Annotated in this window: 11 protein-coding genes; 10 read left to right on the top strand and 1 reads right to left on the bottom strand. The window is 64.1% G+C overall.

What is annotated here, in order from left to right:
• Positions 1–28: 28 nt before the first annotated feature.
• The gene (gene ppk1 / locus BM252_RS15425; RefSeq protein ID WP_093388564.1) at positions 29–2,125 is read right to left on the bottom strand and encodes a polyphosphate kinase 1; all 2,097 of its coding nucleotides are present in this window, start codon (positions 2,123–2,125) and stop codon (positions 29–31) included.
• 272 nt (positions 2,126–2,397) lie between these two features.
• Between ppk1 and pstS the strand changes: the two genes are divergently transcribed.
• From pstS to carA, 10 genes are all read left to right on the top strand, one after another.
• Positions 2,398–3,441, top strand: a complete 1,044-nt coding sequence (gene pstS, locus BM252_RS15430) for a phosphate ABC transporter substrate-binding protein PstS (protein WP_093388565.1) — start codon at positions 2,398–2,400, stop codon at positions 3,439–3,441.
• Between the two features lie 150 nt (positions 3,442–3,591).
• Positions 3,592–4,560 (top strand): phosphate ABC transporter permease subunit PstC, encoded by a 969-nt coding sequence (gene pstC, locus BM252_RS15435; protein WP_093388683.1) that lies wholly within the window; start codon positions 3,592–3,594, stop codon positions 4,558–4,560.
• Entirely contained in the window at positions 4,560–5,471 is a 912-nt protein-coding gene (gene pstA / locus BM252_RS15440) for a phosphate ABC transporter permease PstA (RefSeq protein WP_093388566.1), read from the top strand. Before pstC ends, pstA begins: the two co-directional genes overlap by 1 nt.
• Positions 5,472–5,505: 34 nt before the next feature.
• Positions 5,506–6,306 (top strand): phosphate ABC transporter ATP-binding protein PstB, encoded by an 801-nt coding sequence (gene pstB, locus BM252_RS15445; protein ID WP_093388567.1) that lies wholly within the window; start codon positions 5,506–5,508, stop codon positions 6,304–6,306.
• A 65-nt stretch (positions 6,307–6,371) separates the two neighbouring features.
• Positions 6,372–7,076: a phosphate signaling complex protein PhoU gene (phoU, locus tag BM252_RS15450; RefSeq protein WP_093388568.1), complete on the top strand. Its 705-nt coding sequence runs from the start codon at positions 6,372–6,374 to the stop codon at positions 7,074–7,076.
• 5 nt (positions 7,077–7,081) lie between these two features.
• The gene (locus BM252_RS15455) at positions 7,082–7,771 is read left to right on the top strand and encodes a response regulator (RefSeq protein WP_093388569.1); all 690 of its coding nucleotides are present in this window, start codon (positions 7,082–7,084) and stop codon (positions 7,769–7,771) included.
• 54 nt (positions 7,772–7,825) lie between these two features.
• Positions 7,826–9,139 carry a phosphate regulon sensor histidine kinase PhoR gene (phoR, locus tag BM252_RS15460; RefSeq protein ID WP_093388570.1) on the top strand — a complete coding sequence of 438 codons (1,314 nt, stop codon included), beginning with the start codon at positions 7,826–7,828 and terminating at the stop codon, positions 9,137–9,139.
• 208 nt (positions 9,140–9,347) lie between these two features.
• Positions 9,348–10,250 (top strand): patatin-like phospholipase family protein, encoded by a 903-nt coding sequence (locus BM252_RS15465; RefSeq protein ID WP_093388571.1) that lies wholly within the window; start codon positions 9,348–9,350, stop codon positions 10,248–10,250.
• Positions 10,251–10,321: 71 nt separating this feature from the next.
• The gene (locus BM252_RS15470) at positions 10,322–10,726 is read left to right on the top strand and encodes a GlcG/HbpS family heme-binding protein (protein WP_093388572.1); all 405 of its coding nucleotides are present in this window, start codon (positions 10,322–10,324) and stop codon (positions 10,724–10,726) included.
• A 275-nt stretch (positions 10,727–11,001) separates the two neighbouring features.
• A complete protein-coding gene (gene carA, locus BM252_RS15475; RefSeq protein WP_093388573.1) occupies positions 11,002–12,165 on the top strand; it encodes a glutamine-hydrolyzing carbamoyl-phosphate synthase small subunit in 1,164 nt (387 codons plus the stop codon).
• Position 12,166 lies beyond the last annotated feature (1 nt).

A 12,166-nucleotide genomic window follows, 5' to 3' on the forward strand; every position in this document is an offset into this window, starting at 1 on the left:
ATGATCCGGTGGATGGCGCGGCGCTATACTAGTCGCCGGCCTCGTTGCTGGGCGTGCCCAGCGCTTGCATCAGGTAGTGCTGAGCGCTGAAGGCGGGCAGCTTGGCGCGCGGCTTGCGCCGCAGGTAATGGCCGTCCGCTTCCAGTTCCCAGGAGTTGCTGTTGTCTTTCAAGTACGGGTTCAGGCCCTCGGCGATGACGCGCCGTTTCAGCGTGCGGTCCAGCACCGGGAAGGCCACCTCGATGCGGCGGAACAGGTTGCGGCTCATCCAGTCGGCGCTGGCCAGCATGACGTCGTGCGCCAGGTCGTTGCGGAAATAATAAATCCGGCTGTGCTCGAGGAAGCGGCCGATGATCGAGCGCACCCGGATGTTGTCGGACAGGCCGGGCACGCCGGGCCGCAGGGTGCAGGCGCCGCGCACGATCAGGTCGATCTTGACGCCGTCCTTCGACGCCGCGTACAGCGCGCGGATCACCGACTCGTCGACCAGTGCATTTATTTTAACAATAATCCGCCCCGGCCGGCCGGCGCGGGCGATGCGCGCCTCGTTGCGGATCGCCTTGATGATCTCGTTCTGCAGCGCGAACGGCGCCAGCCACAGGTGCTCGAGCTTGTGCGGCTTGGTCAGGCTGGTCAGGTGGATGAACACCTCGTTGACCTCGATCGCCAGGCCGGGGTGGCAGGTCAGCAGGCCGAAGTCGGTGTACAGCTTGGTGGTGGTCGGGTGGTAGTTGCCGGTGCCGAGGTGGGCGTAGAAGCGCAGCTCGCCTTCCTCGCGGCGGATCACCAGGGCCAGCTTGGCGTGCGTCTTCAAGCCGACCACGCCGTACACCACCTGGGCGCCGGCCTGTTCCAGCCGGTCGGCCCAGTTGATGTTGGCCTCCTCGTCGAAGCGCGCCTTGAGCTCGACGATGACGGTGACCTCCTTGCCCTGGCGCGCCGCCGTGATCAAGGAGTCCATCAGGTCCGAGTTCATGCCGGTGCGGTAGATGGTCTGCTTGATCGCCACCACCGCCGGGTCGTGCGCGGCGCTGCGGATGAAGTCGATCACCGTTTGGAACGACTGGTAGGGGTGGTGCAGCAGGATGTCCTGCTTCTTCAGCGCGCTGAAGATGTCCTGGTTCGGGTTCTTCGGCGCGAAGCCGGGGAAGAAGGGCTCGAAGCGCAGGCTGGGCTGGTTGACGTGGTCGATCAGCTCGGTCAGGCGCACCAGGTTGACCGGGCCGTTGACGGCGTACAGCCGGCTCTGGTCGAGGCCGAACTGGTCGAGCAGGAACTGCGACAGCTCCGGCGGGCAGTTCTTGGCCACCTCCAGCCGCACCGAGGTGCCGAACTGGCGGCCCTGCAACTCGCCCTTGAGGGCCTGGCGCAGGTTCTTGACCTCGTCCTCGTCGACCCACAGGTCGCTGTCGCGGGTGACGCGGAACTGCGAATAGGCGAGCACCTCGCGGCCGGCGAACAGGTCCGATATATGCGCGTGGATGATCGACGACAGCAGGCAGAACGAGACGCCGCCGCTTTTCGACAGGTGGTCGGGCAGGCGGATCACCCGCGGCAGCACGCGCGGCGCCTTGACGATGGCGATCGCCGTGCCGCGGCCGAAGGCGTCCTTGCCGGACAGCGCGACGATGAAGTTCAGACTCTTGTTGACCACCTGCGGGAAGGGGTGGGCCGGGTCGAGGCCGATCGGCGTCAGCAGCGGACGCACCTCGCGCTCGAAGTATTCCTTGACCCAGGCGCGCTGCGCCTCGTTGCGTTCGTTGTGGCGCACCAAGTGCACGCCCTTGGCCTGCAATTGCGGCAGCACTTCCTGGTTGAGGATCTCGTACTGGTGCGCGACCAGGTCGTGGCACTCGTTGCTGATGCGGCTCAGGGTGGCCACCAGGGCGGGGTGCTCGGAGAGGGCGCCGTCGACGCTGGCGGCGGCCAGCAGGCTGGCCACGCGCACCTCGAAGAATTCGTCGAGGTTGCTGCTGGCGATGCACAGGTAGCGCAGGCGCTCGAGCAGCGGGATGGCCTTGTCCTCGGCTTGCGCCAGCACGCGCCGGTTGAACATCAGCTGGGACAGTTCGCGGTCGAGAAAAATGCTGTTTTTGGTCACGTCCACACGCAGATCAGGCTTCATGGTGTATTTAATCACTTTAACAGATAGCTAATTCTAGCCTGAATACACAATACATATTGATAACTTCATAGTGTAGATGTCAAATATGACGAGTTCGTGACATAGTCTGTCATAAATGTCGGAAAAGTGGGTTCAATTGTGACAAACGCAGAGTGAAAAGCGGCGCAAAATACTCTTTTCGACATAATTTCAGCATGTCATAAACCTGTCATATTTGGCCGGTAGACTGCGCAGCATCCCAACCCCGGATAATCAAATCAAAAGGACTTGATATGCGTATGAAACAGTTGTTCTCTTCCCTGGTAGTTGGCGCCGCCGCAGTGATGGCATTCTCGTCCGCTTCCGCCGCCGACATGACCGGCGCTGGCGCTACCTTCCCATACCCGATCTACGCCAAATGGGCGGAGTCGTACAAAGCGGCAACCGGCAACGGCCTGAACTATCAGTCCGTCGGCTCCGGCGCCGGCATCAAACAAATCAAAGCCAAGACCGTCGATTTCGGCGCCTCGGACATGCCGCTCAAAGCGGAAGACCTGGACTCCGAAGGCCTGATGCAGTTCCCGGCCATCATGGGCGGCGTGGTCACCGTGGTCAACCTGGACGGCATCACCCCGGGCCAGCTGAAGCTGACCGGCCCGGTCATCGCCGACATCTACCTGGGCAAGATCACCCACTGGAACGCGCCTGAGATCGCCGCCCTGAACGCCGGCGCCAAGCTGCCCGCCACCGAAATCACCGTGGTGCACCGCGCCGACGGTTCGGGCACCTCCTTCCTGTTCACCGACTTCCTGTCGAAAACCAGCCCCGACTTCAAAACCAAGGTTGGCGCCGGCACCGCCGTCAAGTGGGTGGTGGGCGTGGGCGGCAAGGGCAACGAGGGCGTCGCCGCCAACGTGCAGCGCATCAAGGGTTCGATCGGCTACGTCGAGTGGGCCTACGCCAAGAAGAACAAGATGCTGCACACCCAGCTGAAAAACAAGGACGGCAACTTCCTGCAGCCTGACGACGACTTCTTCAAAGCCGCCGCCGCCAGCGCCGAGTGGACCAAGACCCCAGGCTTCGGCGTGGTGCTGACCGACCAGGCCGGCAAGAACTCCTGGCCGATCACCGGCGTGTCCTTCATCCTGATGCACAAAGCTCAGGCTGACGCCGCCAAAGGCAAAGAAGTGCTGAAGTTCTTCGACTGGGCCTTCAAGAACGGTGGCACCTCCGCCGTCGAACTGGACTACGTGCCGCTGCCGGCTTCGGTCGTCAAGCTGGTGCAGGACTCCTGGAAAGCCAACCTGAAAGACAGCTCGGGCAAGGCCATCTACTAATCCGGATCTCCCCTTCGGCCCGGCCCCGGCCGGCCGAGGGGGTTAGCCTGCTCTTCTCGCCCGGGAGGAGCAGGCTAGCCGACATCCACGAGACAACATAATATGAGCGCAGACATCACTTCCCCGCCGTTTTCCCTGTCCGAGTCCACCATGAGCGAAGCCGAGCACGCCGTCATGCACAACACCATGCGCAAGCAGCGTATCCAGGACTTCATCTTCCACAAGGTGACGATGAGCTTCGCGCTGTCGGTGCTGCTGGTGCTGATCGGCATCATCGCGCTGCTGGTCAAGGGCGCCTGGCCGGCCTTCCACGAGTTCGGCCCGGCCTTCATCACCACCGTCGAATGGGACCCGGTCAACGACAAGTATGGCGCGCTGATCGCCATCGTCGGCACCCTGACCACCTCCGGCATCGCCCTGTTGATCGCCTTCCCGGTCAGCTTCGGCATCGCCCTGTTCCTCACCGAGATCTGCCCGACCTGGCTGCGCCGCCCGATGGGCACCGCCGTCGAGCTGCTGGCCGGCGTGCCGTCCATCATCTACGGCATGTGGGGCCTGTTCGTCTTCGCGCCGCTGTTCGCCGACCACGTCCAGCCGCTGCTGAAGAACAGCATCGGCCACCTGCCCGTCGTCGGCCAGCTGTTCAACGGCCCGACCATGGGCATCGGCATCCTCACCGCCGGCCTGATCCTGGCGGTGATGATCATCCCCTTCATCTCCTCGGTGATGCGCGACGTGTTCGAGATCGTGCCGGCCGTGCTGAAGGAATCGGCCTACGGCCTCGGTTGCACCAAGTGGGAGGTGGTGCGCAAGATCGTGCTGCCCTACACCAAGACCGGCGTGGTCGGCGGTGTCATGCTGGGCCTCGGCCGCGCCCTCGGCGAGACGATGGCGGTGACTTTCGTCATCGGCAACGCCAACAAGCTGTCGTGGTCGCTGTTCGCCGCCGGCAACAGCATCGCCTCCACCCTGGCCAACGAGTTCGCCGAGGCCGAGTCGACGCTGCACGTGTCCTCGCTGTTCGCGCTGGCGCTGATCCTGTTCGTCATCACCTTTATCGTTTTATCGGCCGCCAAGATCATGCTGGCCGGCATGTCCCGCAAGGAAGGCGTCAAATAATGAGCCAAGCTAACGTTAGCGCAGTCGATGCGCAGTCCCAGACCAGCGCGCAGTTCAACCCGCAGCTGAACCCGGTCTACCGCAAGCGCCTGTTCGTCCACCGCGTCGGCATCGCGCTGTCGGTGGCGGCCATGTCGCTCGGCCTGATCTTCCTGGTGTGGATTCTCGCCACCCTGCTGTTCAAGGGCTTCGGCGCGCTCAGCGTGGCGATGTTCACGCAGACCACGCCGGCCCCCGGCAGCGAGGGCGGCGGTCTGCTCAACGCCATCGTCGGCAGCCTGATGCTGGTCGGCCTGGCCACCGCCATCAGCACGCCGATCGGCATCCTGTCGGGCATCTACCTGGCCGAGTACGGCGAAGAGAACAAGATCGCCCACCTGACCCGCTTCGTCACCGACATCATGCTGTCGGCGCCGTCGATCGTCATCGGCCTGTTCGTCTACGCCATCTACGTCGCCAACGTCAAGCACTTCTCCGGCTACGCCGGCACGTTGGCGCTGGCCCTGATCGCCGTGCCGGTGGTGGTGCGCACCACCGACAACATGTTGCGCCTGGTGCCCAACAGCCTGCTCGAAGCCGCCTTCGCCCTCGGCGCGCCGCGCTGGAAGGTGGCCCTGATGGTGCGCCTGCGCGCCGTCAAGGCCGGCGTGGTGACCGGCGTGCTGCTGGCGCTGGCGCGCATCTCCGGCGAAACCGCGCCGCTGCTGTTCACCGCGCTCAACAACCAGTTCTTCAGCGCCGACATGAACCGGCCGCTGGCCAACCTGCCGGTGGTGATCTACCAGTACGCCATGAGCCCCTACGACAACTGGCGCGAGCTGGCCTGGGGCGGCGCGCTGTTGGTGACCTTTAGTGTGCTGGTGCTGAACATCCTGTCGCGCACCCTGTTCAGCCAAAAAATCCCGAATTGAACGATACTGAACGACTCTGATAAAGCGATCAATAATGAATACGCAACTGACCCCTGAGAACACCGCCGCCATGACCGCCAAGCGCAAGACCATCGAAATTTCGGGTTTGAACTTCTTCTACGGCAAAACCCAGAGCCTGACCAACGTCAACCTGGACATCCACGAGAAGCAGGTGACGGCCTTCATCGGCCCCTCCGGCTGCGGCAAGTCGACCCTGCTGCGCACCCTCAACCGCATGTACGACCTGTACCCCGGCCAGCGCGCCGAGGGCCAGATCATCTACCGCGGCCGCAACATCCTCGAACCGGGCCAGGACGTCAACATGCTGCGCGCCAAGGTCGGCATGGTGTTCCAGAAGCCGACCCCGTTCCCGATGTCGGTCTACGACAACATCGCCTTCGGCGTGCGCCTGTACGAGGACCTGTCGAAGGGCGAGATGGACGAGCGCGTCGAATGGGCGCTGAAGAAGGCCGCGCTGTGGGGCGAGGTCAAGGACAAGCTGAGCAAGAGCGGCCTGAGCCTGTCGGGCGGCCAGCAGCAGCGCCTGTGCATCGCCCGCGGCGTCGCCGTCAAGCCCGACGTGCTGCTGCTCGACGAGCCGACCTCGGCGCTGGACCCGATCTCGACCTCCAAGGTGGAGGAGCTGATCAGCGAACTCAAGCAGGACTACACCATCGCCATCGTCACCCACAACATGCAGCAGGCCGCCCGTTGCTCCGACTACACCGCCTATATGTACCTGGGCGAGCTGGTCGAGTTCGGCGAGACCGACCAGATCTTCATGAATCCGGCGCGCAAGGAAACCCAGGACTACATCACCGGCCGTTTCGGCTAAGCCGGCACCCCCCAAGTCGGGCCCGGTCTTTTACAATATAGAACGCATCGAAACGGAGAGACAGCATGTTAGGCGAGCATTCATCCAAGCAGTACGACAACGAATTAGAAGCAATCCGCTCCAAGGTGTTGCTGATGGGCGGCATCGTCGAGACCCAGTTCCTCGACGCCATGACCTGCTTCCGCATCGGCAACCCCGAGCGCGCCGACCGCGTCATGCGCGAGGACGACGCCGTCAACCAGCTCGAAGTGTCGCTGGACGATGCCTGCAGCCACCTGATCGTGCGCCGCCAGCCGGCCGCCAACGACCTGCGCACCATCATGGCGACCATCAAGGTGATCACCGACCTCGAGCGCATCGGCGACGAGGCCACCAAGATCGCCCGCGTCGCCAAGAGCCTGCACGGCCGTGGCACCGTCACCGTCAACCACTACGAGATGGTGCGCGGCATCGCCAACAGCGCCAGCGACATGCTGCACGACGCGCTCGACGCCTTCGCCCGCAACGACGGCAGCCAGGCATTGCAACTGATCGCCCAGGACGCCGTGATCGACCACGAGTTCCGTTCCATCATGCGCAACCTGATCACCTTCATGATGGAAGATCCGCGTACCATCTCGGCCGCGCTGGACACCCTGTGGGTGGCCAAGGCGATCGAGCGCATCGGCGACCACGCCAAGAACATCGCCGAGTATGTGATCTATGTGGTCGAGGGCAAGGACATCCGCCACACCAAGACCGCGCCCCTGCCGGACGAGCTTTCGAAATAAGAGTTATGGCATCTGACAAAACCACGGTATTGATTGTTGAGGACGAACCGGCGATCGTCGAGCTGGTCACCTTTTCGCTGCGCGAGGCCGGCTGGAACTGCTGTGCCGTCGCCAGCGTGGCGGAGGCCTGGGAGTTCATCCAGACCCGCACGCCGCAGCTGATTTTGCTCGACTGGATGCTGCCCGACCAGACCGGTTTGCGCCTGCTGGCGCGCATCCGCGCCGACCGCCAGTTCGGCACCATCCCGGTCATCATGTTGACCGCCAAGAGCATGGAGGAGGACAAGCTGGCCGGCCTCAACAGTGGCGCCGACGACTACGTCACCAAGCCGTTCTCGCCGCGCGAGCTGCTGGCCCGCGCCAAGGCGCTGCTGCGCCGCAAGAGCCCGGAGCACGCCCAGTCCACCATGCGCGCCGGCAACGTCATGCTCGACCCGGTCAGCTGCACGGTGTCGATGGACCAGCAAAAGATCGACATCGGCCACGCCGAGTACAAGCTGCTCAAGTTCCTGCTGGCCCACCCGGAGCGGGTGTTTTCGCGCAGCCAGCTGCTCGACAAGGTGTGGGGCGACCATGTGGTGATCGAGGAGCGCACCGTCGACGTCCACGTGCTGCGCCTGCGCAAGGCCTTGAAGGAGGCCGAGCACCTGATCAAGACGGTGCGCAGCGTCGGCTACATGTTGTCGGAAAAATAGGCGACAATCACCGCTTCGCCCACCACCGCCTCAATTCTTGCGACACTCTCCTCTATGAATCCTAAACTGCTGTTCTGGGTGCCCGCCGCGCTGCGCATGGGCATTATTCTGGCCGGCGTGGGTGTGCTCGGTTTCCTCTTCGGCGCCATGCCGGCGCTGATCGTCGCCTGCATCGCCATGGCCCTGCTGGTGTTCGTCCAGCTCGGCTATTTGTACCAGCTCAGCGACTGGCTCGACCATCCGCACAGCGCCAAGCTGCCCGACGGCTGGGGCGCCTGGACCAACATCTTCTCGCGCCTGTACCGCCTGCGCCGCGACGACGAGAAGAACCAGGCCGAGCTGACCGAGTGGCTGGCCCGCTTCCGCCAGGCCATGCATCTGTTGCCCGACGGCGTGGTCATCATGGACGACGTGCTGTTCCTCGAATGGTGCAACCCGGCCGCCGAGCAGCACCTGGGCCTGACCCACGAGCGCGACAAGGGCATGCGCGTGACCAACCTGGTGCGCAGCCCGGACTTCATGGACTACATCATCCTCGGCCGCTACGAGCAGCCGTTGACGCTCAGCTTCCGCGAGCGCAAGCTGATCGTCCACATCATCCCCTTCGAGAACCGGCGGCAGATTTTGGTGACGCACGACGCCACCGAGACCGAGCGCACCGAGATGATGCGGCGCGACTTCATCGCCAACGCCTCGCACGAGCTGCGCACGCCGCTGACGGTGATCGTCGGCTTCCTCGAGATCGCCGCCTCCGAACAGCTCGACCAGGCCACCCGCATGGCCCACCTGAAGCTGATGACGGAGCAGGGCCACCGCATGCAACATTTGATCGAGGACATGCTGACCTTGTCGCGGCTGGAGTCGGTCGACTACCCGATGCGGCCCGAGCGGGTCGACGTGCTCAAGTTGATGGGCCAGATCCAGCGCGACGCCCGCGCCCTGTCGGCCGGCAAGCACGAGATCAGCATGGACGTCGACGGCCCCGACGTGATGGGCAGTTACGACGAGCTCTACAGCGCCTTCGGCAACCTGGCCTCCAACGCGGTGCGCTACACGCCGGCCGGCGGCACCATCCACCTGGAGTGGAAGGAGGGGCCGTCCTGGGCCAAGTTCAGCGTGGTCGACACCGGCATCGGCATCAGCCCCGAGCACATTTCGCGGCTGACCGAGCGCTTCTACCGCGTCGACAAGAGCCGCTCGCGCGAAACCCAGGGCACCGGCCTGGGCCTGGCCATCGTCAAGCACGTGCTGCTGCGCCACGGCGCCACGCTGCAGATCAAGTCGGAGGCGGGCAAGGGCAGCAGCTTCGTGGTGTGCATGCCGAAGGCGGCCATCGCGCCGCGCCAGCCCGAGTTGCTGCTGAACTGAGGCGGCATCGCCCGGCCGCGCCACATGGAAGGGTCAGACCCTAGGGTCTGACCCTGGGGTGCTGTCGTTGGGCTTGTGCCGCACGGCTGGCGCCTGGATGCCGCATTAAAAATGCCTTAAACCACGCCGCCGGGCCGGCCCCGGCGGTGGCGGGTGCATCAATTACGTTACAATCTGCTGCGCCAATCACAGCAGACCAGAACACCACATGCATCCAAGACGTACCGCCCTCATCGCTCTCGCCGCCCTGGCGCTGAGCGCCTGCAAGACCGTGCCCACCGCGCCCGAGGCGCCGGCCCAGGCCGCCCCCGTGGCCCCGCGCAAGATCAAGATCGGCCTGGCGCTGGGCGGCGGCGCGGCGCGCGGCTTCGCCCACATCGGCGTCATCAAGGCGCTCGAATCGCAGGGCATCTACCCGGACATCGTGGTCGGCACCAGCGCCGGCAGCGTGGTCGGCGCCCTCTACGCCGCCGGCAACACCGGCTTCCAGCTGCAAAAGATCGCCTTCGACATGGACGAGGCCGCCATTTCCGACTGGGCGCTGCCGCTGTTCGGAAAAAGCTCCGGCGTGCTCAAGGGCGAGGCCCTGCAAAGCTATGTCAACAAGACGGTCAACAACGCGCCGATGGAGAAGCTCAAGCTGCCCTTCGGCGCCGTGGCCTCCGACCTGAAGAGCGGCCAGCCGATCCTTTTCCAGCGCGGCAACACCGGCATGGCCGTGCGCGCCTCGTCGGCCGTGCCGGGCGTGTTCCAGCCGGTGGTCATCGGCGGCCACAGCTATGTCGACGGCGGCCTGGTGGCGCCGGTGCCGGTGCGCTTCGCGCGCGACATGGGGGCCGACTTCGTCATCGCCGTCAACATCTCGACCCAGGCCGACGTGCAGGCCACGGTCAGCTCGCTCGACGTCATCATGCAGACCTTCAGCATCATGGGCCAGCGCATCAACCAGTTCGAGCTGAAGGACGCCGACGTGGTGATCCTGCCGGCGCTGGGCAAGATGGCCGGCAACGACTTCAACGGCCGCAACCAGGCCATTTTGGCCGGCGAGCAGGCCGCCTTCGCGGTGATGCCGCAACTCAAGGCCCGGCTGGAAGCCAAGCGCAAGCCATAATCTTGGCGCCGGCGCAACAAACTATCGCAGCAAAAGTCGTACAATTCGGCTTCATTTTTGAGGGAAACAACATGCAAACCAAACCAGTATTGACGCTAGCAGACGTCAAAAAGATCGCCGCCGCCGCCGAAGCCGAAGCCGTGGCCAACAATTGGGCGGTGGTGATCGCCATCGTCGACGACGGCGGCCATCTGCTGTGGCTGCAACGCCAGGACGGCGCCGCGCCGCTGTCGGCCCACATCGCCCCGGCCAAGGCCAAGACCGCCGCGCTGGGTCGTCGCGAGTCGCGCATCTATGAAGAAATGATCAACGGCGGCCGCGTTTCCTTCCTCAGCGCGCCGGAGATCGAAGGCATGCTCGAAGGCGGCGTGCCCATCGTCGTCGACGGCCACTATGTCGGCGCGGTCGGCGTGTCCGGCGTCAAATCGGCGGAAGACGCGCAGATCGCCAAGGCCGGCATCGCCGCCCTGAACTAAATTCCAGTAGGGCAGGGCGGCCGCCGCGCCCTTTGTCCAATTGGCAAAAAATGCCGCCCCAGCTCGCTGGGCGGCATTTTTTATGTGCCGCTGCTCATTGCCAAACAGGGGGGAATTGGTTATAATTCAAAGGTTTAGCCAATCACACACATACCGTAGCGACTACCACACATCCCTTCATTCATATGACCTGCAAACCCTGGGCACAACGGCTCGGGGTCCATGGCGGTCGGTCTGACGTGGCGCAGCTACGGTAACTTTATCAGGAGTTGCCCTTGCCGCCATTTTTTTCTGGCCCTTCCGTCCCAGCCATCCTCGCGCTCGCTGACGGAACCATTTTCAAAGGTTTTTCCATCGGTGCCGCCGGCCATACGACCGGCGAGGTGGTGTTCAACACCTCCATGACCGGTTACCAGGAAATCCTTACCGACCCGAGCTATTGCCGCCAGATCGTCACGCTGACGTATCCGCACATCGGCAACACCGGCATCAACGCCGAGGACGTCGAGTCCTCCAAGGTCCACGCCGCCGGCCTGATCATCCGTGATCTGCCGCTGATGGCCTCGAATTTCCGCTCCACCCAGTCGCTGGCCGACTACCTGAAGGCCGAGAACATCGTCGCCATCGCCGGTATCGACACCCGCAAGCTGACCCGCATCCTGCGTGAAAAAGGTGCGCAGGGCGGCGCCATCCTGGTCGGCACCCAGGGCAACGAGCCGTCCACCGCGCAAGCGCTGGAACTGGCCCGCTCCTTCCCCGGCCTGGCCGGCATGGACCTGGCCAAGGTGGTCTCGACCAAGACCGCCTACGAGTGGACCGAGTCGGAGTGGGCGCTGGGCGAAGGCTACGGCAAGCAAGTTGAGCCTAAATTCCACGTGGTCGCCTTCGACTTCGGCGTCAAGCGCAACATCCTGCGCATGCTGGCCCAGCGCGGCTGCAAAGTGACGGTGCTGCCGGCCCAGTCGTCGGCCGCCGACGCGCTGGCGCTGAACCCGGACGGTGTCTTCCTGTCGAACGGCCCCGGCGACCCGGAACCGTGCGACTACGCCATCGCGGCGACCAAGGAGTTGATCGAGAAGGGTATTCCCGTCTTCGGCATCTGCCTGGGTCACCAGATCATGGCGCTGGCCTCCGGCGCGAAGACCTTGAAAATGAAGTTCGGCCACCACGGCGCCAACCACCCGGTGCAGGACCTGGACAGCAAGAAAGTGATGATCACCTCGCAGAACCACGGTTTCGCCGTGGACGCCGCGACCCTGCCGGCCAACTGCCGCGTCACCCACAGCTCGTTGTTCGACGGTTCCCTGCAGGGCTTCGCCCGCACCGACAAACCGGCGTTCTGCTTCCAGGGCCACCCTGAAGCCTCGCCGGGCCCGACTGACGTCGCTTACCTGTTTGACCGCTTCATCGGCCTGATGGAAGCTACGGAGAAGAAATAAG

Source organism: Rugamonas rubra (assembly GCF_900114705.1).
Taxonomy (GTDB): domain Bacteria; phylum Pseudomonadota; class Gammaproteobacteria; order Burkholderiales; family Burkholderiaceae_D; genus Rugamonas; species Rugamonas rubra.

Coding starts and splice junctions, on each gene's coding strand:
- phoR (WP_093388570.1), top strand. CDS start 7,826: ATGAATCCTAAACTGCTGTTCTGGGTGCCCGCCGCGCTGCGCATGGGC.
- pstS (WP_093388565.1), top strand. CDS start 2,398: ATGCGTATGAAACAGTTGTTCTCTTCCCTGGTAGTTGGCGCCGCCGCA.
- pstC (WP_093388683.1), top strand. CDS start 3,592: ATGAGCGAAGCCGAGCACGCCGTCATGCACAACACCATGCGCAAGCAG.
- ppk1 (WP_093388564.1), bottom strand. CDS start 2,125: ATGAAGCCTGATCTGCGTGTGGACGTGACCAAAAACAGCATTTTTCTC.
- pstA (WP_093388566.1), top strand. CDS start 4,560: ATGAGCCAAGCTAACGTTAGCGCAGTCGATGCGCAGTCCCAGACCAGC.
- phoU (WP_093388568.1), top strand. CDS start 6,372: ATGTTAGGCGAGCATTCATCCAAGCAGTACGACAACGAATTAGAAGCA.
- BM252_RS15465 (WP_093388571.1), top strand. CDS start 9,348: ATGCATCCAAGACGTACCGCCCTCATCGCTCTCGCCGCCCTGGCGCTG.
- pstB (WP_093388567.1), top strand. CDS start 5,506: ATGAATACGCAACTGACCCCTGAGAACACCGCCGCCATGACCGCCAAG.
- BM252_RS15455 (WP_093388569.1), top strand. CDS start 7,082: ATGGCATCTGACAAAACCACGGTATTGATTGTTGAGGACGAACCGGCG.
- BM252_RS15470 (WP_093388572.1), top strand. CDS start 10,322: ATGCAAACCAAACCAGTATTGACGCTAGCAGACGTCAAAAAGATCGCC.